The following is a 25,437-nucleotide window of genomic DNA, read 5'->3' as shown; positions in this document are numbered from 1 at the left end:
ATCAGGAAAAACGATCGGGATCCGACATCAAGAGAGCCGTAGCCTTTTTTAAGATTTCAGCCTCGGTCTCCAGACGCTTGATCTTGGCTCGCAGCTGCTGCAGCTCTCGCTGTTCTTCGCTGATTGCCTTGGTACCAACCACTGGCTGCCCTTTCAGGCGTTCTTTACGAACCTGATCAACCCAGCGGCGCAGAGCCGTAGGGCCAACTTCCATCGATGCACATACGTCGGGAACTGAGCAATTATCATCAAGAACCATGCTTGCAGCACGTTGCTTGAACTCGCGGGTGTAGGTCTTTCGCTCTTGCATGGAAACCTCCTGATTGGGCGAATCATATCGCCCTTAAGAGGTGTCCGGGAGCATTAGGCCAGTTCAAGCCAGCTCCCACAGGTTGACCCTATTCCAAGGACGTACCCGGTCAAACTGTGGGAGTGGGCTCGCCCGCGATGACTGACTTACTGAGCACAAGCATCGGCCTGCAAGCCATCAATGCAAGCTTCCACCAAAGCCAAGCCAGTTTCCGCCAACTGCAGACTCGTCCAATTCAGGTAGCTCTGGTGTTCGGCCGTCCCCAGGTACCGTTCGTCGTTACTGTCAGAGTTCACAGGTTCTTTATTTTTTAGAACCACTCAGTTTGTTGGACGTAGCGGTGTATCTCTACCTGAGGGAATGCGTGGGCATGGACAACGACTCGAGAACTGACCGTCTGCTTCTTACGTTGGTCAACGAGCCCGAACGGCAAGTGGGCCTGGAAAAAGTCAGCTTCATCACCGCGATGCAGCAAATGGGCATGACGTCGGTGTTCGACATCATCGCCCAACCCAAGCCCCACTTCGTCCAACGCCTGGGTGAGATCTGCGAGGCGGATGGCGAGCTGGCCTATGACAATGCCATGTGCTATGCGGTGCAGATCGGTCGGCTGTACCGTGAACACCAGGTATCCAACGGCAGAACCCAGTACCAGGGCCAGCAGACCGGTGTGCGTGCGCTGGTCGATGTCGGGCCGAGTTTCCCGAACCTGTTCAAGGAAAACTGGGATGAGTTCTGCAAAGTCGGCGCGATGGCGGCGGTCGATTCGCCGGTGGCCTACCTCAGCGCTCAATATCGTTTCGCTACGCGCACCCTGGAAGGCTCCGGCCAGGGTGATCGGCCCAAGATTCTGTTGAGGACTCGGCGGCCCGATCTGGAGGGGTTGATCATTGACCAGCAAAGCACCTTTACCCCCAGACCGATGCTGGAGTTGGTCAATGAGATACTCATGGCCGACATCACCCGGTACCGGACAGGAAAGCCGGATGCCAACAAGCCGATTTACGACGTACTGGCCGAGCGGCGCTATCCGTTCATGTTTCCGTATTACTACCCTCACCACCAATGCCGATTGGGGCTGGCCGAAAAGAAGCTTGAGTTGGGGGAGTTGAACTATCGCATCAGCTTGCAGTTGCCCATCAGCCAACGGGGCTTGAACGATTATGGCGTGGTGCAGAACACTGCAGCGCAAGCGCAACTGTTGATGTCGGGGTTAAGCCCTCAGCAACAGCAACTGTTGATCGAACCTTCATTGTTCACCACGTTTTATCTATCGAAGGCTCAGCTGACGCAGACCTGGGCAGGGCCGGGGACTTCTCATCTGAGTCCGCATTCGGCCATCAGGATTGCTTTACTGATATCCCCACAGTCAAGCCTGAAGTCTGTTGTGCCTCAGGCAGAAACCTTAGTCAACCAAGGGAAATTGACGAGCACGGCAACGATTGAATTCTCGGGGCCTGACGATACTAAACGAGAGGGTCTTTTCTGGATTAATTCTGGGACGCCGTTATATGCGAACACGGCTAATATTTGGACGCCTAATTATCTTCACCCCGCGAATACCTCAACAATCTGCACAGTTATCCGCTGGGGGGGAGAAGAACCGTTTCCTATCGAACCGGGCTATCGAGCCTCATTTACTGTCACCACCACCACGGGCACTACCACTAGGCCCGTTTCACTGGCGGTACTCAGCTTCACCATTGTCCTGGATGAGTACGTGACATGGACGGCCGAGCAGCAGGAGTTTTTTCAGCGCAGTTACGGTCTCCAAGGTATTGGTCACGTTGACAACCCACTGGTGCAGCTCGAGACCTTCATGCAACGTTCGGAGCTGGATGCCGAGCAGGTCGAGGCGCTTTTATCCCAGCGTCAGCATTTCCCCCACGTGTCTCCCAATTGCCCCAGCGGCAACCCACAATGGACGGGGGGCAATGGCGTCGGCAAGGCATACCCGCACGCCTCTCACTATGGCGCGTGTTATGTCAACGGCCATGGCAGCGAGCGTTATGACAGTGTTGTGCCTGCTACCGTTGTCTCGACGTGTGCGGACCAGTTCGACAATTCCATGGGCCTCAAGGAAACCACGCTCGGTAGCCGCACGGTCTGGTACCTGACTAAAACGTCCCCTCAACGGTTTGACCGCCTGCAACGCATGATTCGTCTGCAGCGCTGGCTGAAGAAAGACCTGGGTATGGACATGTCCTATGCCGAACTGGACACGCTGCTCATTTGCGCCATCCGCAGCGAGGGTGAACACAACCTGACCATGGACCTGAACACCAATACCCTGCGGGTCTTGGGTGTTTATCGTTATTTCAGCCGACGTTATGGCATCAAGCCCGAAGAATTTGCGGCGTTCCTCCACGATCTCACGCCTTACGCCACGGGTGACAAGGTGCCGCTGTTTGACCAAGTCTTTAACCCTGCTGCGCTGTTCGATACGCCGTTGGAACTCAATAGAGCCGCCTTTAATGTCAGTGGGACAGACGCTGCGAACAAAAAAATCGTCGCACAACTCTGTGCCGCGCTCGGCCTTGAGCCTACAGAGTCATCGCTTTCTCGCTTGGCCAACCAAACGAAGGATTTTGTTGGGCCGTTACTCCGCGACCTTGGCACCCTGTCCTCGCTCTACCGTCAGGCGCGTATTCCGCAAATGTTTGGCTTGTCGCCGGAGGAAGGCTGGGGCCTGGTGGATATGCTGGGGGGGCTGGAGTACCAGCGATTACTCTGTACCGGGCGCCTGCTACAACCCTCATTGTCGTCCCTCAGGCCATGGTCGTTGACTGCGCAGGGCGCCAGCGATATGAGCATCAGGCTGGTGCTGGTGGTTGATGCCGCGCATGAAGGTACCTTATTGCGTCTGCTGCCAGGTTCAGCCTTGTTTGTGCTGGCGGGGACCGACTTTGCATCAGCAGCTGGCACGCGGGTGTTTACCCTGGAACGGCAGCCCCAGCATTCAGACGAAGAAAACTTCGTGCGCAATCCTGACGGCAGCGCGCTTACGCTTGAACCGTTGAGCGCTGGTGGGACGTTGTCGCTCAGCGGCAAGCGCCTTTCAAGGACAGCTTGGGAGGTAATAACCAGCCAACCGTCTTCAGTTCACCACCTGCAAGTAAAGTGCGGCACGCTGCCTAAAAGACACCTACCGACCGTAGAGGCTTGGGAAGAGGATGCAATGGCGCCCGCGCCTGACGTTCTCGATGTGTTGATGCAGATGGATTGGGCCGTGAATTGGCTCAAGGACAGCAAGCAAAGTGTTACCGGGGTACGCCGCGCGTTGGGCCTGGAGCCTGGAGATTACCTGCCCCCCCAAGGCTTGGTGGACCGCTTGGGCATATTGGCCGCCGCGACGCGAGAGGTATTGATTACCGATGAGCAGATCTCGGCGCTGAATCTGCCTGTTTATGAACGGCCCAAGTCCGCTGCCGCACGAGAGCCCATCAAATGGCGCGAAGTGCTGCAGTATTTGCTGGACCCGCAGGGGCTGGTGAGGCCTGTTCCGCTCACAGGTCTCGAAGACCCCCATCATTACTTGCAAGAAGCGATTAACTATCGAGTGGGGCAGTTGAACCTCTTCCCTCACGAGCGCGAGCAGAGCGTGGCGAAGCTTGCCGACATGTTACTGGCCGGCCATGACCGCCAACTGCGGCTGATCGAAGGTTTGGCACAAGAAATGATCAACCTGCCGATGGACCGCACCCAAGTTGTACTGCGTTGGGCACAGACCTCGGTACACGCCCTGTTGTCAGCGGTGTTGGGGCTGGCTACCGCAGCCGCCACTGACTCATTGATCAATCAACTCGAGCGTGTATTGCGTCATGGGACAGTGGTGATGGACCTGCGGTTGAGCACCAGTGCCTTGCGTGTGTTTTTGCTTAATCCGCAATGGCTGGGAGTTCCGGGTAGAAATCTGGAGTTGAACCTCAAGAGCTTCTACCTGCTGAGCCGCTACAGTCAGTGGTTTCATGGCCAAAGCCAGGCGGAGGAGGCATTGCTGGGTTATTTCATCGCGGCCAACCCCGGAAAAACAGCGCTCAAAAACAAAACATTGCGCGCTGCAGTCAGCGACCAGGCCGCTTCCGTTTTGGCCAGGCTGTTGGGGTGGCGGCAGGACGACGTGCATGAGCTTTTCCAACTGCTGGCGCAAAAGCGCGCCTGCTCCATGGCCGACATCGACTGGATCCTGCGCAGCCAAGCCACCTGTGCCGCCAGCGGCCTGGCTGCGGCGGACTTGCTCAGGGCCACAGCCCTGCACGGCGACAGTACGGGTGTGGCCTGGCAAGCGGTAGGCAATGCGGTCATGGCTGCCCGGCGCTGAGCGCCTGCGCACTTTTACGATGAATAAGGAGCGAGCATGTCCAGCTCAATCGATAGCCAGCTCAACGAAACCCTGCGCGATGCCCTGGTTGCCTACTATCTGGATGAGGTGGTACCGAACGCAGCGGAGTTTGTCGACGCCCAGTTGAGCGACAAAATCAAGACCGCCAACGACCTCTACCAATACAAGCTGCTGGATGTGCAGGTCAGCCAGGCCGTGCCCACCAGCCCGGTGGCCTCGGCCATCGCCAGTATTCAGCAATACATCAATGCCGCGCTGATGGGCATGGAGCCGGGCTATGAAACCAAGGTGATGGAAGATCACCTGATCAGGCAGTGGCGCGAGATCGACTGCCAATACCCCATCTGGGCGGCCAACCAGCAGTTGAGCTATTACCCGGAACTGTATATCGACCCCTCGTTGCGCTTGAGCAAATCAACGTATTTCCAACAACTGGAAAACGACCTCAATCAGAACAAGATCGAGATCGACACCACTCAGGAAGCGGTGCTGTCTTATCTGGCGAGCTTTGAGGAAGTGGCCAACCTGACGATTATCAATGGTTACATCAATACCACCGATTTCAAGAATGGCATGTATTACTTTATCGGCAAGTCCCGGGCCGAGAGTGTGTACTACTGGCGCTCGGTGGATATGTCCCAGCGTACTTACATGAACCTCAACGGCACGGATCCCAACCGGCCAAAGTTCGATTATCCGCAGCCGGGGGCGTGGTCAGACTGGCACAAGGCTAACTTGCCGATTTCGGCCAGTGCGATTGAGCGCACCATCAGGCCAGTGTTGTTCAATAACCGCCTGTTTGTATTGTGGGTGGAGTGCGTGGATAACGACCCTGCTCAGATGACGGTTGAAGAAGGTTATCGCCCAGGTGGTACCCCCATACCGCCAGATCCGGGCTCACCGGTTATCAAAGTACACAGTAACCCGATGTTGCGTTTGAACATGGTCTACAAGAAGTACGACGACAGTTGGAGTATGCCGCAAACCGTCATTGAAGCCTGGAGTGGGTCACCGTTGTTCAAGACTATGGACTTGGCGGAGCAGGTTGAGAGCATTGCCGTGGCCGACAGTTCGACAATGCCGGAGTCGATGTTTGTGGCGATGTATATGGGGTATACCGCAGGTAATGCGACGGATGGTGCGGCGGATCAATATGCGTTTCTAAAAACGGCAATGATCGATAAAAATTTTAATGTAACGGCGCTGTTTCCCAATCGTGGGTATGTGCCCAGTATCGGAACTCGAAAGGAGATCAAGGCACCCCATGTCTTGAGGGTGGGACGGTTATTTGCTCAGGATAATAAAGGGCGGTTTCAGTTCAAAGTGCCTGAGCTTAGTATAGCGCTGAAAAGTGTCGAGTCGCATCGACCGCATCAAGAGCTGGATAACTGGAATTTTGAAGAGAGGCAGGTTTCGATTGTTAGCCCTTCCCGTGGGGATGATGTTACTTATGATAAGTCTACAGGGGAAGTGTTCTTTAAATCTAAAATATCAGCTGTATTTTCAAAGCCTCCGGATGTGACGTTTTCTATAACGGCTTTTGATTCGGAGACGCAAGATAGATATAAGCTTGAAATGGTTTTGCCCGCAAACCAAACGGCGGGCTATGAGACGCTTTTGAACGGTTCTAGAATTCAAGTGTTGAGTGGTTCGCAGTTTAGTGGTGGGGGGAGGTGTAGGGTTAGTTTGATATCTTCTCGTACTAATGGATACGTTGGAAGCGGGTTATTGTCTTATTTCTTGTGTGACACATATGATGTTCATCATTGTACTCTTGGTCTGCCGGATGCAAATGGTTTTATATCAATATCTTCTAAGATTGCTGTGCTGGTGCGTGATTATTTGATGCACACCGGTTTAGTATTAAAAACAGTGCAGACGGATTGGCCTGCTGGATTCCGTCACGCTGAGGTCCAGGAGTTTATAAGGCCCCCTACTTATGTTTTTCAGCACGTTATTCTGCGACCTCTGAATCTGAGTGATCCGATGGCAGCTAATCCTGGCGCGGCGTCACTTTGGCACTCCGGTGGATTCGCAGTAATAAATCCACCCGACACCCATACATTAAAGCTCCCCATTAACCCTGAAACCCTGTTGCCTGACTGGCCGGGAGCCTGGCCCATCGGCTCAAAAAAAATTCCGATTATCCATGGTATCAAGGTGTTCAACGGTACCACCTGGCAGGTTTTGGGACATGCCCTGAAAATGACCTACGTAGAACTGGAGCTTGTCGCGCAAGTCACCACACCGCTGATCGCCCCTCGCATCAACACCCGTGCCAGCCCAACTCTGGGCATCGCCGAATTCATCGATTTCACCAACTCTGGCATCAAGCTAAACGATGCCGGCACCGCTCCACGCCAACCCATCCGCATGAATACATTGTTTGCACGCGAGTTGATCAACCGCGCCAATATCGCCCTGGAAAACCTGCTGTCCTGGGATACTCAGCTCCTTGAAGAGCCCCCTCTCAATCCACCAGCGGCCATTAACCAGATGGATTTTCACGGTGCCAACGGCTTGTATTTCTGGGAGTTGTTCCTGCACCTGCCTTTCATGGTCAGCCACCGTCTGAACCAGGAGCAAAACTTCGAAGGCGCCGAACAGTGGCTGGGCTTTATCTTCGACCCTTCGCGCAAAAAAGACGAGAAGGGCCGTCCGGCCTACTGGAACGTACGGCCTTTGATGGATGACCCGGTAGAAATGGACTACGTGTCGCGCAAACCCGCCGATCCGGACGGTATCGCTAGCAGCCACCCGGTGCGCTATCGCAAGGCGATCTACATGTTCTACATCAAGAACCTGCTGGACCGGGGTGACGCCGCCTACCGGCAACTGACCCCCGACAGCCTCGTAGCGGCCAAGCTGTGGTACGTGCGCGTGCTTGACCTGCTGGGGCCGCGCCCTGATATCAACGTGGTGGACCATTGGCAACCGATCCCCCTGAAAACCCTGAGCGACGCCACCAACTCAAAATTGCGCGAGTTCGAACAGCGCCTGATCCGGCAGGACCAACTACGCGAAGAGAGTGCCGCGGCCAACGATGGCGAGTCGCTCTACCACTTCGCCGAACCGCCGCTGTACCTGCGCACTTTCGCGCCCGACCCTACCCTGCTTGATCTGGATAACAGATACCTGCGCTTGCCCTTCAACCGTGAGTTGGTCCAGAACTGGGATACCGCCGAGGCGCGCCTGGACAACCTGCGTAACAACCGTACGCTGGACGGCAAGCCGCTGATGCTGCCCTTGTTTGCCGCCCCCTTGAACCCGCGCGATCTGCTGGCGGCGTTCGGTCAGGGCGCGGCCTCCGGTGGTGCCGCGCGGTTGTTGGCCCAGGAGGTGCCACCTTATCGCTACAGTGTGATGCACAACCGTGCCAGCAGTGCTGTGGAAACCCTGATCCAATTTGGCAATACGTTGTTGTCATTGATCGAGCGCAAGGAACAGGCGCAACTGCAGGAGCTGCAATACCACCAGGCTTGGGAGTTCGCCCAGTTTGCCGTGGACCTGCAACAACAGGCACAAGCGATTGACCTTGAGCAGAAAAAAGCACTGGAGGCGAGTAAGGCGCTGGCTCAGGGGCGCCTGGATTTCTACCGTAAGTTGGCCGATGAAGTGGTGAATGCCGGTGAAAAAGCTGCTGCAGCGCTGCACTTGGAAGGGCGGGTGTTGGACAACATCAGTCAGGTGGCCAATGCCGTTGGCAGTGGCCTGAAGGCCCCCCCCAATTCGGCTGGCGGCGGCGGCGGGGCTCACGCGGGTTTGACTAATGGTGCCGTTGCCATAGCGTCCTCCGGGGGATGGCGCCTGGAGGGCGTCGCCGAAATGGTCAGTGCCTATTCTTCAGCCAGGGCGGCGATGCTCCATACCATTGCGGAGGCGACGGACCGCGCTGAAAACTTCCGCCGCCGCCACCAGGAATGGATGCAAGCCCGTGACCAAGCCACGCTGGAAATTGCCCAGATCGAGGCACAAATGCAGGTGCTTGAAGCACAGGCCCGCGCCACCACCCTGCAATTGAACCAGGCCCGCGTCGCCCAGGATCAGGCGTTGGCCAGCTATGATTTTCTGCGCACCCGTTTTAGCAATGCGCAACTCTATCAATGGCTCAACGGCCAGTTCGCGACCTTCTATTACCAGGCCTACGATGCCACCTTGGCGCTGTGTCTGGCCGCCGAAGCCTGTTGGCAATTTGAACTCGCCGACTTCAGCACGCGCTTTATTCAGGCGGGCGTCTGGAAGGACAGCTACCGAGGCTTGAGCGCCGGCGAGGCGTTGAAGTTGTCCTTATTGAAAATGGATTCGGCGTACCTGAGTCGCAATGAACGACGGCTGGAGATCACCAAGACGGTGTCCCTGCGCCAACTCAAGGACAAGGATCCGACCTCCGCCATCAATCAGGACTGGGACACCATCAAGCTTGGCCTGATAGACAACTGCCGCGTCGATTTCCAGCTGACGCAGCCCATGTTCGACAGCAATTACCCTGGGCATAGCGTGCGCCGGATCAAACGTATCAGCGTGTCGTTGCCTGTGGTCCTGGGGCCCTACGAAGACATTCACGCCACCTTGACCCAAACCTACAGTGCCGTGCAGATAGGCGACACCCTCAAGGAAAACCTGCGGGCCAGCCAGCAAATCGTTTTGTCTGGCGGGGTGGATGACGATGGGCTGTTCACTTTCAGTTTCGACGATGAGCGTTATTTGCCCTTTGAGGGTACGGGCGCTATTTCAAGCTGGGCGTTGGAATTCACCTCGACTGACGTTGCGGCGCGGAACCGCCTGTTCGAATCGCTGACCGACATCATCCTTAAGCTGCACTACACGGCCAAGGCTGGCTAGGAGGAGGCATAGTGAACCATGACGAGTCGCTGCAAATCGCCGCGCCGTCCCTGCCCAAGGGCGGTGGCGCCATCCAGAGTATCGGCAACGGCCTGGGACCGGTCGGTATCAGCGGTGGTGCATCGTTCGAGCTGCCCTTGCCAATCTCCCCCGGGCGGGGTTTTGCCCCGGACCTGACGCTGGGTTACAGCAGCACCAACGGCAACAGCTCGTTCGGAATAGGCTGGGGCAAGACGCCCAATGCGATCACTCGACGAACGTCCACAGGGGTGCCGGCGTATACCGATGAAGACGTGATCCTGGGGCCGGATGGGGAGCCCTGGATGCCGGAACGCAACCCGATGACGGGTACAGAGGTTTCAAGGGTCGAGACGGCCTATAACGGCTTGCCGGTGGGGCCTTACACCGTTGTACGCTACTGGCCTCGCACCGAAGGCGCATTTGCACTGATCGAGCGTTGGTCCGATACCGACGACCCGGGGGGGGTCTGGCTGATTCACAGTGCGGACGGCAATCTGCACCTGTACGGCAAAACCGCTGCTTCACGACGTGCCGACCCGGATGTCGATGCGCGTGTGGGGGAGTGGCTGCTCGAAGAAAGCCTCAACCCGCGTGGCGAGCATATTGTCTACCATTATCAGGCCGGCGATCACGCAGGTGCCCAGCGTTACTTGAGCAAGGTGCTTTACGGCAATGCGCTCGCCGATGACCAGCTGTATGCGTGGCGCGTTGAGGCTGGGCAAGGCGTGCTATGGCATTTTCATCTGGTGTTCGATCATGGTGAGCGTCCTACTGCCCTCATGACCGCTCCACCTTATGAGGCCACCCAGGCATGGCCTGGGCGCAGCGACCCGTTCTCCAGCTATGTCTATGGTTTTAAGCTCAGGACGCGACAACTGTGTCGGCAGGTGCTGATGTTCCACTGCTTTCCCGATGAGCCAGACATGGGGTCGGCGCCCGTGCTGGTGCGCCGACTACTGCTTGAATATCGGCCATCGTCACTGGGTTATAGCCTGCTGCATGCGGCCCATGAACAAGCCATTGACCGGGCCGGGAAGGTACAGAGTCGGCCGCCGTTGGAGTTCATCTATAACGCGTTCGAGCTCGCACCGGATCCCCAGCGCTATCAGCCATTTGAAACGATGCCGGGTCTTGACGACGGCCAGCGTTATCAATTTGTCGACCTGTACGGCGAAGGTTTTCCGGGCATTTTGTATTCTGACGATAAAGCCTGGTATTACCGCGCACCTATGCGGGCCAAGGCGGCGAGCCACCCTGACGACGTGGCCTATGACGATTGGCATGAGTTGCCAGAGATTCCGATAGCTGACCGCCTGCAAGCACCCCGGCAGTTTTTAAGCGACCTCACCGGTGATGGCGGCCTTGAATGGGTCGTAGCCCAGCCTGGGCTGTGTGGTTTTTTTACCTGCAACCCGGACCGCAGTTGGTCGAACTTCGCGACCGTGGACGCCTTCCCTCACGAGTTTTTTCATCCCCAGGGGCAATTGGCCAATCTGATGGGGGGCGGCTTGTCTGACCTGGCGATGATCGGCCCGCGCAGCGTACGTTTGTATGCCAACCAGCGGCAAGCGGGGTTTGCCCCCGCCACCCAGGTTAAGCGCAAGGAAGGCGAGGATGATCTGCCGTTGATCAGTAACGCCGCCACCGAGTTGGTCGCCTTCAGTGACGTGCTCGGCAGCGGCCAGCAGCACCTGATCCGCATCCGCCACGACCGGCTTGAATGCTGGCCCAACCTGGGGCGAGGCCGCTTTGGTAAAGGGTTCAGGTTCAGCACGCTGGGTTTTGCTTATGACGAGTTCGATGCATCGCGGGTCTTGCTCGCGGATCTGGACGGCTCCGGTGCCGCAGACCTGGTCTACTTGAAAGCCGAGTGCGCGCTGGTGTTCATGAACCGTTGTGGCAACGGCTTTGACGACGCCGTCGAGCTTCCTTGGCCCAAAAACGTTCGCTATGACAGATTTTGCCGGGTGAGTACCGCTGACTTGCAAGGGCTGGGTTGCTCCAGCCTGGTGTTGACGGTGCCGCATATGTCGCCCATGCATTGGCGGTATGACTTTGTCGCAGCCAAACCCTATTTGTTATGTGCCACCAATAACAACCAAGGCGCCGCCGCGAGCGTGAAATATCGCAGTTCGGCCCAGGAGTGGCTGGATGAAAAGCAGCAATTGCTCGCCAGCGATCAACCGGCCGTGTGTCGTTTACCTTTCCCCGTGCCGGTGGTGAGTGAGCAGGTTCAATGTGACGAAATCACGGGCAATCGGCTGACGCAACGGTTCGAATATCGAAAAGGTTTTTACGACGGACAGGTACGAACGTTTCGAGGTTTTGCCCTGCTCCTGGCGACTGATACCGACACTGCTGCCGAGGCATCACCGGAGTCGGGTTTCAGTGAGCCGGTATTGCGCAAGACCTGGTTTCATGTCGGACAAGTGATCGACCCAGCGTGCGATGAGTATTTCAACGGTGATCTGGCCGCTCACCCCTTGGGAGCAACCTTGCTTAGCCATTATCACGAAGCCGACGGTGTCGATGAACTTGTCGTACCCCAGGCCGATGAGTTGCCTGGCATGCTCCAAGCACTGGCAGGCCAGGTATTGCGTGTGGAAACCTATGGAGGGCGCAACGCAGGCGACGTCCCCTATAGCGTCGAGCAAAACCGCTACCTGGTACGCGTGCTGGATCGGCCAGTAGGCGGTCAATTCGCACCTTACAAGGTGATGCTGGCGTTATCGTTGGAGTCGATCGCCTACCAGTACGAGCAACAGGTCGATGACCCGCAGTGCCAGCACGGGATCAACCTGCGCTGGGATGCCTTTGGCAGCCTGACCCATGGCGTCAGGGTCAGTTATGCCCGGCGCCTGACGGCCCAGGATGATCCGGCCTGCCAGGTGGACCCGAATGAAATCACACCGCAGAAACGCTGGTGGTGTGATGCCCATGATTCGGCGCAGCAGGTTTACTACCTGAGTGAAAGCCTGGCGCGGTTTATTCACCTGACACACCCACAGGGCTGGCGCCTGGCCCTGCCTTTTCAGCAACGTGACAACGCGCTGGTGCTGGGTAAGGGCTCTGGTCCCAACGGCTTGCAACCCGACGCGATCAGCTATGAAGCCTTTATCGCGCAAACCGCCGCAAACCCCTTGAATCCCCAAGCTCAGCGAACACTGGTGGGGCAGTCGGTGCAGCGCTACCGGGACTTGTCCGGGGTTCACCCCTTACCGGATGGAGAGGCCATGTTCCTGGCCTTGGCCGATGAGTTGGAAATTGCCGAGCTGGATGAGGCAGCGCTCAAGGCGTACGACTTGCTGCGCAATGACGAGGGTGAAATGCCGTTTGACCTGGAGCAAAAACTCCTGGAGGTCGGGTACCACAAAATGCGCCTGGTTCTGCCGTCCATCGACGGGGCGCAAGCGCCATTGTGGTCGGTCAAGCGCGGTTTCAATACCTACGCCGGCCTCGCGGGTTTCTATAACGTCATCACCGTGCAGCAAACCCGCAGTCATGGTGTGACCCATCTGAGTTACGACCCCTATGGCTGCCTGAATACTCGGGTACGCCTACCTGACGGCTGTGAGACGCGTGTGGATTCGATTGACTATCGCTTGCTGCAACCGGCGCGCATTATCGACCCCAATCAAAACACTCAGGAGGTGCTTTACGGGGCATTCGGCCAGGTGATCGCCACCAGTTTTTTCGGCACCGAACGTGGTCAACCCGTGGGCTTTGCGTCGCTCGATGACTACCGTCCTCCACTCGGCGGCACACCTGGCCAAATCATTGATGCACCGGCCGCGGCGTTGCAGGATGCCGCCACTGCGCACTTTGCCGACCCGTTCAGTTGGATGGGCCGAGTGCCTGACGCCGACCTGCAGGATCGCCAATGGCTGGACGAATGCGTAGCGCAGGGCGACCTGCTACCCAGCGGGCATATTCGTGTGTCGGCCCGTTTGCTCTCGCCATCCGATGCATTGACGCCCGCGCGACAACGCCTGTTGAGCTTGATCCCTCAGGTGCGCCGCGAGCCTGTTCACGCCGTTACCTTGCAGGCTGATCGCTACCCGCTCGATCCGGAAAAACAAATCCGCGTCGCCTTGAGCTGTTGGGACGGTTTCGGTCGCGCCTTGCAGAGCAAGCAAAAGGTCGAGCGCGGTTATGCCTACCATGTACAGGAAGATGGCTCGTTGGCGCTTGACGGCAATTGTCGGCCGGTGACGGTACAGGATGTTGAGCGCTGGCGGGTCAGCGAGCGGGTCGAGTACAACAACAAGGGGCTGATTGTGCGCATCTACAGGCCCTATTTTGCCGATCATCATCGCTACATCAACGATGTCAGCTTCAGGCAACACGGTTACAGCGACCGACAATTCTATGACCCGTTGGGCCGTCCTACTCGTACCGTCCTCGCCAAGGAGGACTACCTGCGGCGTCATACCTACTGGCCTTGGTACAGCATTTACGAGGATGAAAACGACACCTATGAAGAGGTGATGGCGATGAAAGAGGCCCGGGGGAAGACATTGCAATGACCGCTCTTGCGCTGCACCGGCAGACCCCAGGCCTGAGTGTGAGCGACCCTCGCGGGCTGACGGTGCGCACGGTGCGCTATTGGCGTGAGAGTGGGCGGGAGCAGGCGCAGGCAAGGAGCAGTCGTAGTGGCTTCGACGGTGCGGGCCGAGTCGTGGCCGAGTGGGACCCGCGTTTGGTGGAGCGGGCCAACCTGACGCAGGTTTACTCGCTCGGCAGCAAGGTACTGGGCTCCCACAGCGTTGATGCAGGATGGCGTGTCAGCCTGTTCACGCAGGCGGCTGAACAGGTGCAAGCGTGGGACGCTCGCGGTAATGAGCGACAGGTTGAATACGATAGTTTGCTAAGGCCTGTGGCGGTGTTCGAGCAAGCTGCGTGCGTCGAACGTCATCACTACGCCGATGCGTCGCCGCACTATGCCGCGCACAACCAATGCGGCCAGTTGATCCGCCACGACACCCCGGCTGGAACGCAGCATTTCAATGAGTTCGGCTTGACCGGCGCGGTGCTGGAACAGCATCAACACTTTCTGCAAAGCCTGGATATGCCCGATTGGCCACTGCCCCTTGATGAGAGAGATGATTTGCTTGAACAAGCAGCCGGTGCTCGCAGTACTTTGCAGTTCAACCCGGTGGGCAATGTGCTGGAGCAAACCGATGCGCAGGGTAATCGGCAGCGTTTCACTCACACCATCGACGGCCGATTGCGCGAGGCCTGGCTGCAGCTGAAAAACGCGACCGCCGCGCAGCGGCTGGTACATGACATTCACTACAACGCTCAAGGACAGATAGAACAGCAAACGGCAGGCAACCAGGTCACCAGTCGGTTTGATTACTGCCCGAAAGACGGGCGATTGAACCGTCTGAGCGCTGCCGGGCCTAGCGACGAACCGCTACAGGATTTGCACTACGTCTATGACCCGGTGGGCAATATCCTTAGCCTTGAAGACAAGGCACTGCCGGTGCGCTTCTTTGCCAACCAACGCATCGAGCCGATCAACCGCTATACCTACGACAGTCTTTACCAGTTGATCGAAGCCACCGGCTGGGAGGGCGGCAGCGCTAATCGCGGGCCTGCTCATCTCGAGGATCCGGCTGCCGTGGCTAACTATCGTCAAACCTATCGCTACGACGCTGGCGGCAATTTGCTCGAGCTGATCCACCACGGCCCACAGCAACATGGGCGTGTGTTGACGGCGGCCAAGCACAGTAATCGCTGCCTGCCCGAGGTGGGCGGGAGGCCACCGACCGAAGCGGAGATTGCCGAAGCCTTCGATGCCAGCGGCAACCTGTTGATGTTGGACCGGTGCCGAACACTGAGTTGGGATGCACGTAACCAACTGAGCCATGTGCATATGGTGGAGCGCACGTTGCGCCTCAATGACACCGAGCGCTACGTCTACGGTGCCGACGGCATGCGCCAGCGCAAGGTGCGCACAGCACAAACCAACGCCCGCACGGTGATCAGCGAGACGTGCTATTTACCCGGTCTGGAAACCCGCACGATTGATGACGAAAAACTGTATGTCGTCACCGTCCAGGCCGGCCGCACCACGGTGCAGGTGTTGCACTGGGAGGGCGCGGTGCCGCGTCAACTGGCCAATGATCAATACCGCTACAACCTGAACGATCATTTGGGGTCCTGCTCGCTGGAGCTGGACAGTGAAGCGCGGATCATCAGCCGCGAGACTTATCATCCGTTTGGCAGTACGGCGTTCACTGAGAGGGGAGACTCGAGCGAGCAGAGTTATCGCACGTTGCGTTATTCGGGTAAGGAGCGGGATGCGACGGGGCTTTATTACTATGGGTTCAGGTACTACGTGCCGTGGTTACAGCGTTGGATTAACCCTGATCCGGCGGGACGGATCGACGGTTTGAATCTGTATAGAATGGTCAGAAATAATCCGGTTTTGCTCAGAGATGATGAAGGTCTGGTACCTACGAAAGAAGAGATCAACAAGTCGGCATCGCCCTCTCTATTTCAAAGAATGCTGCCAGCCTGGCTGAAAAAAAACAGCGTGATCCAAGAGCGATCATCTACGCACATCGCTGAGACGCAAGTTTACGTGTGGATCCCGCCAAGCGGAGGCGCGGCCACGGCCAATATACTGGTGACCAGACAAACATTCCAAGATGGCAGTAACAGAATTAGTTACGTGGGAGCCAACCCTGATGGTAGTGAGGAACAAAACTCTTCCGTTCATGGATATATAGAGTATGTGGTGCGCGATGACGCTGAGAAACGAGTTGCAGATGTTCATTTGTTTGATGCAAAGCCCGAGGGGAAAGGCTACGGTTCCCTGCTGCTTTTAGAGTTGACGTATGACGCTGAGGAACAGTCGATTCAAAGGGTCGAAGCGAGTGGCGTAGCGATGAGTGCTACAGGTTTCTACTTGTTGGCGGGGTTTCATCCCAGTCGGGAGGGGCACGATACCTTGGAAAGTACGATTCCAGGGCCGATAGATTTTTGGGGGGGGGAGCCGACTGATAACCGGCTTGAGCGATGGTCGGATAGCACTATATCTCCCCGAAAGTTCAATGGTTATGTAGGGGCGAACGGTGTGAAACCTATAGATGAGTTTGGCGCAAAATTATATATGGCGCGACACAGTACTGCTACTTGGGAAGGGGAAACCGCACATATAAAGGAGCAGGCAAAACTGTCGACGATAAAGCGGGGATACTTCAAACAAGTTTAATGTTAACCGCAAGGGCCCTGGCGAGTAACTGTGTACAGGCGTTATACAGTCCAAATAAAAAGCCCCCACCCAACCCACTCATAGCTGACATGGATCTTCTGAAAAAGAAGGGATCCTATGAATCTCTGAGGCCGTCAAACCTCATCACGAATGCGTCGTGGTAGGCGCAAGGATCGGCAAGATGAGGGCAAGGGTCAACGTAGGTCATTGCACCCGACGATGTGGGAACCGGTTTGAATAACTTGCCACACAGTTTGCGCAAGGAGGCTTGGTTGATCAACGACGGAACCCAACGTTGCACTTATACAATGTGAGTTTTTTATGAATATTTCAGACGCCGCTGTAAGCCTGTCCACCCCTCTCAGCGTGTCCGCACCAGCGGAGGCCTCCAGCCAGGCAGGACCCGTGCAAGCGAGTGCCGCCCCCCTCGAATCGCGCTCGGGGCCGCGTATGCAAAGTATGGGGCTTACGAGCTTGCGGCAAACTGTGCTGCAAGGCCTCGGCGATACAATTCGTTCGCATGTTTTGCCATCCTCAGTACTTCATAGCACCGACAGTTCGAAAGACAAAGCCTATGGGGCCGCGTTGACGTTCGTTGGCGGGATGGCGAAGGTGGCCGGCAAGAAGATGGCAAGCTCAGGTGGCGTTTCCTCGAAAGTCGCAGGTTCGGCGCTGATGTGGGGGGGTAAAGCGGCGGAGAAAATCGGCAAGAACACGTATAAAAATGCTGAACCCAAGGAGGACGGCAATTACAACGCGTTTGCACCGCGTAACTGGGTTCGTTAAAAACAGGCCTGACATCCCGCGAGGAGCTTTCTGTCTGTTTTGATGGTCATTGAACCGAAAAGCCCCCACCCAACCCACTGCGGATAGGGGACGCAATGGGCTGGGCGAGGGCTTCTTGTACGACTGTTTTACTGCGCGATAGTTTTCACCGATACGCCACGTTCAACCGGTGTCGAGCGCCCGTAGATATCTTCGAAGCGCTCGATATCGTCTTCACCCAGATAGCTGCCCGATTGCACTTCGATGATCTCCAACGGGATCTTGCCCGGGTTGCGCAGGCGGTGCACCGAGGCGATCGGGATATAGGTGGACTGGTTTTCGCAGAGCAGGAACACGTTGTCGTCACAGGTGACTTCGGCGGTGCCGCTGACCACGATCCAGTGTTCGGCGCGGTGGTGGTGCATCTGCAGCGACAGGCACGCGCCCGGCTTGACCGAGATGTGCTTGACCTGGAAACGCCCGCCCATGTCCACCGAGTCGTAGGAACCCCACGGACGATAGACTTCGCAGTGGTTCTGGGTCTCGCTGCGGCCTTGTTCGTTGAGGGTGTTGACCATCTGCTTGACGCCCTGGACCTTGTCCTTGTGGGCAATCATCATTGCGTCCTTGGTTTCCACCACCACGATGTTGTCCAGGCCGATCACCGACACCAGTTTGCCGTTGCCATGCACCATGCAGTTGCGGCTGTCCTGGATCACTACATCGCCTTTGCTCACGTTACCGTTGGCGTCTTTATCGTTGACCGCCCACAGCGACGCCCAGCAGCCCACGTCGCTCCAACCGGCTGCCAGCGGGACTACGCAGGCGCGCTGGGTTTTTTCCATCACGGCGTAGTCGATGGAGTTGTCCGGGCAGCAGGCGAACGTGGAGTCGTCGAAAGTTACGGTGTCGGCGGTCTGCTCGCTGCGTTCCAGGGTCAGCACGCAGGTGTCATAGATATCCGGGTCGTGCTTTTTCAGCTCTTCGAGGAAGCGGCTGGCGCGGAACAGGAACATGCCGCTGTTCCAGAAGTAGCCACCGCTTTTGACGAACTCGATTGCACGTTTTTCATCGGGTTTCTCCACGAACTGCTGCACGCGGCTCACGCCTTCAGGCAGCAGCGAGTCGTTGGTGGACTTGATGTAGCCGTAGCCGGTTTCCGGGCGGGTGGCCGGCACGCCGAACAGCACCATCTCGCCACGCTCAGCGGCCACGGTGGCCAGGGCCAGTGCGCGTTGCAGGGCTTTCTGGTCGTCGATCACGTGGTCGGCGGGCAGTACCAGCATCAGCTCGTCACGGCCTTCGTTGACCAGCATCATCGCGGTCAGGGCCACGGCCGGCGCAGTGTTGCGGCCGAAGGGTTCCATCAGGATGCGCTGGCAGTCGAGCTTGCGTGCGCTCAGTTGCTCGTTGACGATGAAACGGTGATCTTTGTTGCAGACCACGATGGGGGCGTCCATGCCTTCGAACACCAGGCGCTCCAGGGTTTGCTGGAACAAGGTGTGCTCGCCGGTCAGGGCCAGGAACTGCTTGGGGAACTGTTTACGGGAAAGCGGCCAAAGACGTGAGCCGCTACCACCGGAAAGGATTACTGGGATCATGGGTGTTTCTCCTTGAATCAGTTTGGGTCAGAGCTACGAAGGTTTGTCGTTTCACTCTTGTTTTTGTCTCGGTCCTGAGTTGAGCCCCGGTCAGTGTGGGAGCTGGCTTGCCTGCGATGGCGCCTACAAGACCGCCATCGCAGGCAAGCCAGCTCCCACAAGGGGGCGTGTCAACTCAGGGAAATAGTCAGCGGGTCGACACTGGGCGTTTCACCCACACTGGCGACAGGCTCGAACCAGAACCGGTGACATACAGCACCGCCGCTTCACCGCGTTCCAACGCAACCGGCTTCACATCGCCGACTTTCTTGTCACCGTCATACAACGCCAGGCTCACTTTCACCGGGTTGATCTCACGCTCGCCACGGCCCTTGGCAGCCACCGACTTGACCACATCGGTCTTGCCGTCGGCGGTTTTCAGGGTCAGGGCCTTGTCGCTGAGGTTCTGCACGCGCACCAGGGATTTCTGCTTGTTCTTGAACGGCGGTTCTTCGATCAGTTGCGGCTGGCCGCTGCCACTGTTGACCAGGGTGTAGTAGTGGTCGGCAGCCAGTTTGACCGGCAGGGTCTGGCTGCCGACCTTGGCGCTGTAGTCGCCGCCCGGCATGAAGCTGAAGTCGCTGCTGGCCAGTGGCGCAACGTCGCTGAGGTTGGTGCTGCCGACGGTGGCGCTGACTTCCTGGTTGCTGGCGTTGTAGATACGTACAAAGCTGGAGCCTTTTGGTGCGGTCGGGCCGTACAGGGCGGCATCACCGGCAGCGAAGGCCGACAGGGATACGAAGCTCAAGCCTGCTGCGATAGCCAGGGTTTTAGCGAGACGACGAGGAGTAGTAGTGAAAGTCATGTGAGTTACCTCTCTTTCAGTTTTGCGCCCGGTCGGGCGTCTCGGATTTAGATGTGTTGATTGCCATGTTCTGTTGGCGCGAACCGGCTTGTTTAAGCTGCGCAACCCAGGCTGGGTCGGCATCACCGATTTCGTTATTCACGGGCAGATAGCGTTCAGGAAACTCCCAGATCAGCACCTGGGGCGGGCTGTTCTTGAAGTCATCACTTTTGAGATAGCTGAGCATCGGCAGGATCGGGCCATGGCCGTCTTCGGCGTAGCTGACCACGTCGCTGTGCAAGGCTTGCTTGAGTGCACCGACGAAGTTCCAGTTGGGGTTGGCGCTGTAGCTGGTGCCGACCAGTGCCACCGGGGTTTCGCTGTCGCTGAACAGCGCGTCATCACCTTTCTCTTCGGCCAGGTGGGTGACACGTTTTTCCAGCGGCTCTTTAGGTGGCATCAGGTTTTCGAACAGCGGGTCCAAGGGCAGGAACAAACGCAGGTCGCCTTTATGCGGTTCGGTTTTCTCGGCCTCGGTGACAAAACGCTGCGGCTCGCCGCTCAGTGGGGTCTTGTCGGCAATCGCCTTGGCCAATTGCTTGGCGGCGACTTCGGCACCGTCCGGGGTCCAGTGGGTATCGGTACGCAGGAACACCTGCTTGCCGGCGAGCTTGGCCTGTTGCAGCGGGCCGAGCAGGTCTGGCGCCGGGATGTTGTCTGCCGCCACGCGGGCGTGGAAGTCCTGGTACAGGTTGGCGTGGATGCTCGCCGGTTTCACCTCACCCAAGTGCTCCGGGTACAGGCGTACCTTGGCCGGCACGATCGCCATCACCAGTTGGATGCCCTGGGCCTTGAGCTTCTGGCGTACGCCTTCGACCAGCGCGTAGTTGCCTTGCAGGTTCTGGTCTTCGTTGACGGCGGGGTTGAATTCCTCGTCGCTGTACAACCAGTGATCACGGCCCAGCACCACGCCAGGGCGGCCTTCATTGAACAGCTTGTAGTCCAGCGCTGCCCACAGGTTGGTGCCCAGGCGCTTGATCGGGAACTCGTCGTCGTAGTGAGTCTCGACGGCTTTGGTCCAGCGACCGTTAAGCACCGTGGCATCGGCGTTGGTGCTGAAGCCAAAGAAGCTGCGCAGTGACCAGGCGCCCAGTGCCAGCAGCAGCACCAGGAACAGGCTTATGTAGAGGACGCGTAATGAACGGGTCATGGTCGGCTCCCTCAGAATTGGAAGTAAAGGAACGGCGAGAAACTCTGCGCCGACAGTTTGAGAATCGACGCCACGAACAGCAGCAGCACCGCAGCGCGCATGGCGTAGCGTGGCCAGTCAGCGGTCCAGTAGGCCGGTTGCACGGCAGCGTCACGGCCCACGCTGAAACCGGGCTCGTGGATGCTGCCAGGATTGTCGCCGGGTACGGCCTTGATCAGGCTCGGGTCGGCTGGCTTGGCCTTGTCGGCAGGGCGGTTGGTGTAGAAGTCGCGCAGACCGAAAAACGCCAGGGTTGCGTAGGCCACCACCAGGGTTGCCACTTGCAGGCCGGTAAGGTTGGCGCGGTTGAGTTCCGACAGTGACCACTCGCTGAAGCTGAACATCGCACCGTACATACGCCCGGCAACGTGCAGGTTTTCGGCGCGGAAAATCACCCAGCCCATCACCACCAGCAGGAAGGTGAAGGCCCAGCGCAGCACATTGAAACTGCGCGGCGCGGTGTTCAGGCCGATGGCTTTTTCAATCGCCAGCCATATGCCGTGCCAGGCGCCCCACACGATGTAGGTGATGTTGGCGCCGTGCCACAGGCCACCGAGCAGCATGGTCAGGAACAGGTTGCGGTAAGTGGTCAGGGTGCCTTTGCGGTTGCCGCCCAGGGTGATGTACAGGTAGTCACGCAGCCAGGTGGACAGGCTGATGTGCCAGCGCCGCCAGAACTCGGTGATCGACTGGCTGATGTACGGCTGCTTGAAGTTTTCCATGAAGCGGAAACCCATCATCAAGCCCAAGCCAATGGCCATGTCGCTGTAGCCGGAGAAGTCGAAGTACAACTGCGCGGTGTAGGCCAGCGCGCCGAGCCAGGCATCGCCTGTTGTGGGGTTTTGCAGGGCGAAGCAATGGTCGGCCACCACCGCCAGGGTGTCGGCAATAAAGACCTTCTTGATGAAACCCTGCATGAACCGCGTGCAGCCCTCGGAGAATTTATCCAGGGTGTGGGTGCGGTTGTTGAACTGGTCGGCCAGGTCACGAAAGCGCAGCACGGGACCGGCGATCAGGTGCGGGAAGATCGCCACGAACGCCGCAAAGTCGATGAGGTTGCGAGTCGCCGGAGTGTCGCCACGGTACACGTCGATGATGTAGCTGATGGACTCGAAGATGTAGAACGAGATCCCGATCGGCAACAGCACGTGGGTGAGGATGAACGGCTCCAGTCCCGCGGACTTCATCATCACATTGATGCTGTCGACGCCGAAGTTGGCGTACTTGAAGTAGCCGAGGATGCACAGGTCGACCGCCACGCCGAGCAACAGCCAGCGCTGCGCCGGCTTGGTGCGCACACCGGCGGCACCGACCTTGAGGCCGATCCAGTAGTTCCACAGCGTGACGGCCGCGAACAGCGCCAGGAAGTCCACTCGCCACCAGGCGTAGAACACGTAGCTGGCAATCAGCAGCAGCAGGTTGCGATAGCGTTGCCCGCTTAAGTAGTACAAGCCGAGAAAGATCGGCAAGAACAGAAACAGGAACACATTGGACGAGAAAACCATCCCGATCTCTCCATGTTTAACCAACAGTCAAGGGCCGGAGCCCCCCCAAACCCCCCCACGATTTCGGGGGAGGTTGTGATCGTTCCCACGCTCTACGTGGGAATGCCTCTTGTGACGCTGTGCGTCACGCTTTGGGACGCAGAGCGTCCCGTGCTGCATTCCCACGCAGAGCGTGGGAACGATCAGCGACTAGCTGCCTTTGTTGCCTTTTTCATGCGCCGGGTCGTAGACCTTGGTCAGGTCGCCGCCCAGGCGGAAGGTCTTGAACGGTTGCATGCCATGCTTGCGTTCGATCACGTCCGGGGCGCAGGTGTAGAGGGTGCAGAAGGGCTCAAGCCAGGCAAATTTCATGTCTTCCTTGAGGTCCTTCATGTCCTGCTCTTTGCCGTTCTTCTGCTCGAAGATGTCCGGGTCTTTCACCCCGGCCAGCACCTTGTCGCCCAGGCGCTTGAGCGCGCTGTTGTTTTCCTGGCGCAGGTCCACGCCGTTGACCAGGGCAAAGCTGGCGATCATCGACAGCGGCGGCAGGGCGTAGTTGTGGTACGACAGGGCGCGTTGCTGGCGCTTCAATTCGTTCGGCAGGAAGCCCTGGTCATCGACCTGGTTCACGCCGACCTTGTATTCCTTCACCGCCCAATCAAACAGGTCGCGGCGGTTGGTAGCGATGGACGTTGCCATCACCGACCAGGCGGCCCAGTAGGAGTGGTTGTTGGTTTTTTCCAGGGGCAGGTTGTCCCAGTCGCTCACCACCTGGTCGGCCAGCTTGTTGAACCAGGCTTCGATTTGCTGGGCTTCCTGCGGGTGCTTGGCCAGCGGCTGCGACTCGGAGAACTTCAAGCGCACATAGGCCGAGGCCATGCTGCCCAATGCCCATTTGCGCATGGACTTGCCGGTGTGGTTGAAGTCCTTGGACATCAACGCATCGGCCTTGGCCCATGACACCAGCCAGTTCAGGGTGCATTCGAGCTGCTGTGGACGGCCGTCGCGCATGAACTGCATCACGCGCTTGCTGGTGTCTTTTTCCAGCTTGGTGATGTCGGCGGTGCTGTCGCGAAAGGCTTTTTCCGACTGCACATTCAGGGTCGAACGGGCCTTGTCAGAGCCTTCGTACTTGCTGCGAAACTGCAATGGCCCGGTGTAGGGCGTTGGCATGCTGTCGCAATCATTCTTGAAGTCGCCGGTCTTGAACGCTTCGATCGGTGCGAAATAGCCCTGGGGCGGGCGCAACGGCGCGGCCGCATTCACGGAGCCGGCAAACACGGCCAGGCCCAGCAGGGTAGGGAGCAATAACTTTTGCATAAGTAACCTCACTTCCCGAGTTGGGCGGTCTGCTGACCACCGCTTGGGAATACGTTGCGTGTGCAAATTTTCGCTTCAACCTTCTGCGCCGCAGTGCCCGCTTCGGGGCCCTGCACTTCCACGGCCAGCAAGTTCTGCGAGGCCCAGTCTTCATCGGTGCGCAGTTCAAAGGCGAAACGCCCGTCTGTATCGGATGTTTCGGGTTTCTCGATCTTGATGTCCTCGTGGCGCCCGTTCATGTACCAGAGGGTGGCTTGCAAGGTTTTCACCGACGGATCGGCGAAGCGGATATCGACCTGATGGTTGGCGTTGCGCAGGTCTTTGTTCGCGCTGTTGACCATCAGTTCGTTTTTGCCCGGTTTGAGCGTGGTGCTGGCCGACATCTGCGCGGTCTTGCCTTCGCAGCCGTTGTCCAGCAGCGCCATCATCTGGCGGTAGATGGTTTCCTGATCGAGGCGGTACAGCGGCGAGAATTCCCAGATCAGGATCTTCGGTGGGCTCTTCTGGAATTCATCGCTGCCCAGGTACTGCAGCATCGAGCCTTCCAGGCCACCGCCGGGAAAGGCGACGTTGAGGATGTCAGCGCCGATTTCTTCTTCCAGGAAGCCGGCGAAGTTGTAGTTCTTGCCGCTGTGGCTGGTGCCCACCAGGGTGATCTGCGGGTTGCCCGAATCGCCGAACAGGTCGCCGTCACCGGCTTCGCCCTTGGGCTCGGTGGTGAACTGGTCCATGTACTGGATCGCATAGCTGGTGCCGCACAGTTGCCCGGCCATGTTGTGCAGGGTGCCGGTCTTGCCCATGCGGCCCGAGCGCTTGGTCTCGAATTCACGCTTGGGAATCTCGGCATATTCCGGCATCTGCTTGACCTTGGCCGCGACGATTTTCGCGGTGCGCTGGGCGCCGTACGGGGTCCAGTGCTGGTCGCCACGGAAGTAGAAATCGTGGGCCGGCAACTCATCCGGCAGTTGCTCGTTGGTCAGCGGCGACAGGTCTGGCACCACGTAGCCCATCTTGGCGAAACGCCCGAGCATGGTTTTGTAGTTGGTCAGGGCCTTGTCGAAATCGTACTTGGCCTTTTCCTCAGGGTTGAGCTTGTTGCGGTTCACCAGGCCACGGGTCGGCTGGTAGACCACCACCAGTTCCACGCCCTTGCTCTTGAACGCATCGTGCAACTGCTGCATGCGCTTGTAGCCGGCCGGGGTGGTGTCGAACTCGGTGCGCAGGTCTTCCTGGGTACGGAACAGCCAGTCGCCCTGGGCTTGCACCAAGGTGGTGAAGTTCTGCTGGTAGCGCGTGGTGTAGTTCTTGGCGTCATGGGCGGCCGGGCACAGGCTGCAGCACGGTTCGGCGGTGAAGGTCGGAGCTTTGACTTCATCGGCGCGTACGCCCTGGCTGGCCGCCAGCAGGCCGAGGGTCAGACCCGAGAGGCTCAGCAGTTTGATCATGTGTGGGTGCATA

General features: G+C 58.0%; 12 protein-coding genes. 5 read left to right on the top strand and 7 right to left on the bottom strand.

The annotated features are described in order from the left end of the window. Nucleotide 1: 1 nt before the first annotated feature. Nucleotides 2-310 carry a transposase gene (locus FXO12_RS28995; RefSeq protein WP_057978987.1) on the bottom strand — a complete coding sequence of 103 codons (309 nt, stop codon included), beginning with the start codon at nt 308-310 and terminating at the stop codon, nt 2-4. 370 nt (nt 311-680) lie between these two features. On the opposite strand from FXO12_RS28995, the gene FXO12_RS12750 reads away from it, so the two are divergent. The 5 genes from FXO12_RS12750 (at nt 681) to FXO12_RS12730 (ending at nt 17,523) form a co-directional block, all read left to right on the top strand. After that, complete coding sequence (locus FXO12_RS12750; RefSeq protein WP_057976175.1) at nt 681-4,631, top strand: Tc toxin subunit A; 3,951 nt, start codon at nt 681-683, stop codon at nt 4,629-4,631. A gap of 36 nt (nt 4,632-4,667) precedes the next feature. After that, nucleotides 4,668-9,494, top strand: coding sequence for a neuraminidase-like domain-containing protein (locus tag FXO12_RS12745; protein ID WP_087715931.1), 4,827 nt, complete (start codon nt 4,668-4,670; stop codon nt 9,492-9,494). Between the two features lie 11 nt (nt 9,495-9,505). Next, on the top strand, nt 9,506-14,041 hold the full coding sequence (locus FXO12_RS12740; RefSeq protein WP_057976171.1) for a SpvB/TcaC N-terminal domain-containing protein: 4,536 nt from the start codon (nt 9,506-9,508) through the stop codon (nt 14,039-14,041). Then, complete coding sequence (locus FXO12_RS12735; protein WP_082631527.1) at nt 14,038-16,737, top strand: RHS repeat-associated core domain-containing protein; 2,700 nt, start codon at nt 14,038-14,040, stop codon at nt 16,735-16,737. Before FXO12_RS12740 ends, FXO12_RS12735 begins: the two co-directional genes overlap by 4 nt. Nucleotides 16,738-17,058: 321 nt before the next feature. After that, entirely contained in the window at nt 17,059-17,523 is a 465-nt protein-coding gene (locus FXO12_RS12730; protein ID WP_054898944.1) for a hypothetical protein, read from the top strand. A gap of 128 nt (nt 17,524-17,651) precedes the next feature. Here FXO12_RS12730 and FXO12_RS12725 read toward each other — a convergent pair whose 3' ends face one another. From FXO12_RS12725 to FXO12_RS12700, 6 genes are all read right to left on the bottom strand, one after another. Continuing rightward, nucleotides 17,652-19,103, bottom strand: a complete 1,452-nt coding sequence (locus FXO12_RS12725; protein ID WP_057976165.1) for a mannose-1-phosphate guanylyltransferase/mannose-6-phosphate isomerase — start codon at nt 19,101-19,103, stop codon at nt 17,652-17,654. A 187-nt stretch (nt 19,104-19,290) separates the two neighbouring features. After that, nucleotides 19,291-19,947 (bottom strand): alginate O-acetyltransferase AlgF, encoded by a 657-nt coding sequence (locus FXO12_RS12720; protein ID WP_032893493.1) that lies wholly within the window; start codon nt 19,945-19,947, stop codon nt 19,291-19,293. A gap of 16 nt (nt 19,948-19,963) precedes the next feature. After that, a complete protein-coding gene (locus tag FXO12_RS12715; protein ID WP_054921024.1) occupies nt 19,964-21,136 on the bottom strand; it encodes an alginate O-acetyltransferase in 1,173 nt (390 codons plus the stop codon). 11 nt (nt 21,137-21,147) lie between these two features. Next, nucleotides 21,148-22,680 carry an MBOAT family protein gene (locus FXO12_RS12710; RefSeq protein WP_057976163.1) on the bottom strand — a complete coding sequence of 511 codons (1,533 nt, stop codon included), beginning with the start codon at nt 22,678-22,680 and terminating at the stop codon, nt 21,148-21,150. A gap of 189 nt (nt 22,681-22,869) precedes the next feature. Continuing rightward, the gene (locus FXO12_RS12705; RefSeq protein WP_054898941.1) at nt 22,870-23,979 is read right to left on the bottom strand and encodes a mannuronate-specific alginate lyase; all 1,110 of its coding nucleotides are present in this window, start codon (nt 23,977-23,979) and stop codon (nt 22,870-22,872) included. Nucleotides 23,980-23,987: 8 nt separating this feature from the next. Beyond that, nucleotides 23,988-25,436, bottom strand: a complete 1,449-nt coding sequence (locus FXO12_RS12700) for an alginate O-acetyltransferase (RefSeq protein WP_054898947.1) — start codon at nt 25,434-25,436, stop codon at nt 23,988-23,990. Nucleotide 25,437: the final 1 nt, after the last annotated feature.

Origin of the sequence: Pseudomonas sp. J380, assembly GCF_009827115.1 — a bacterium.
Classification (GTDB): domain Bacteria; phylum Pseudomonadota; class Gammaproteobacteria; order Pseudomonadales; family Pseudomonadaceae; genus Aquipseudomonas; species Aquipseudomonas paracarnis.
The sequence above is the reverse complement of the archived record's forward strand: the minus strand, read 5'-3'. Positions and strand labels throughout refer to the sequence as shown.

Bases quoted from the DNA above. Each gene is read 5' to 3' on its own strand.
- FXO12_RS12730 (WP_054898944.1), top strand. From the start codon at position 17,059: ATGAATATTTCAGACGCCGCTGTAAGCCTGTCCACCCCTCTCAGCGTG.
- FXO12_RS12750 (WP_057976175.1), top strand. From the start codon at position 681: ATGGACAACGACTCGAGAACTGACCGTCTGCTTCTTACGTTGGTCAAC.
- FXO12_RS12700 (WP_054898947.1), bottom strand. From the start codon at position 25,436: ATGCACCCACACATGATCAAACTGCTGAGCCTCTCGGGTCTGACCCTC.
- FXO12_RS12715 (WP_054921024.1), bottom strand. From the start codon at position 21,136: ATGACCCGTTCATTACGCGTCCTCTACATAAGCCTGTTCCTGGTGCTG.
- FXO12_RS12710 (WP_057976163.1), bottom strand. From the start codon at position 22,680: ATGGTTTTCTCGTCCAATGTGTTCCTGTTTCTGTTCTTGCCGATCTTT.
- FXO12_RS12735 (WP_082631527.1), top strand. From the start codon at position 14,038: ATGACCGCTCTTGCGCTGCACCGGCAGACCCCAGGCCTGAGTGTGAGC.
- FXO12_RS12745 (WP_087715931.1), top strand. From the start codon at position 4,668: ATGTCCAGCTCAATCGATAGCCAGCTCAACGAAACCCTGCGCGATGCC.
- FXO12_RS28995 (WP_057978987.1), bottom strand. From the start codon at position 310: ATGCAAGAGCGAAAGACCTACACCCGCGAGTTCAAGCAACGTGCTGCA.
- FXO12_RS12705 (WP_054898941.1), bottom strand. From the start codon at position 23,979: ATGCAAAAGTTATTGCTCCCTACCCTGCTGGGCCTGGCCGTGTTTGCC.
- FXO12_RS12720 (WP_032893493.1), bottom strand. From the start codon at position 19,947: ATGACTTTCACTACTACTCCTCGTCGTCTCGCTAAAACCCTGGCTATC.
- FXO12_RS12725 (WP_057976165.1), bottom strand. From the start codon at position 19,103: ATGATCCCAGTAATCCTTTCCGGTGGTAGCGGCTCACGTCTTTGGCCG.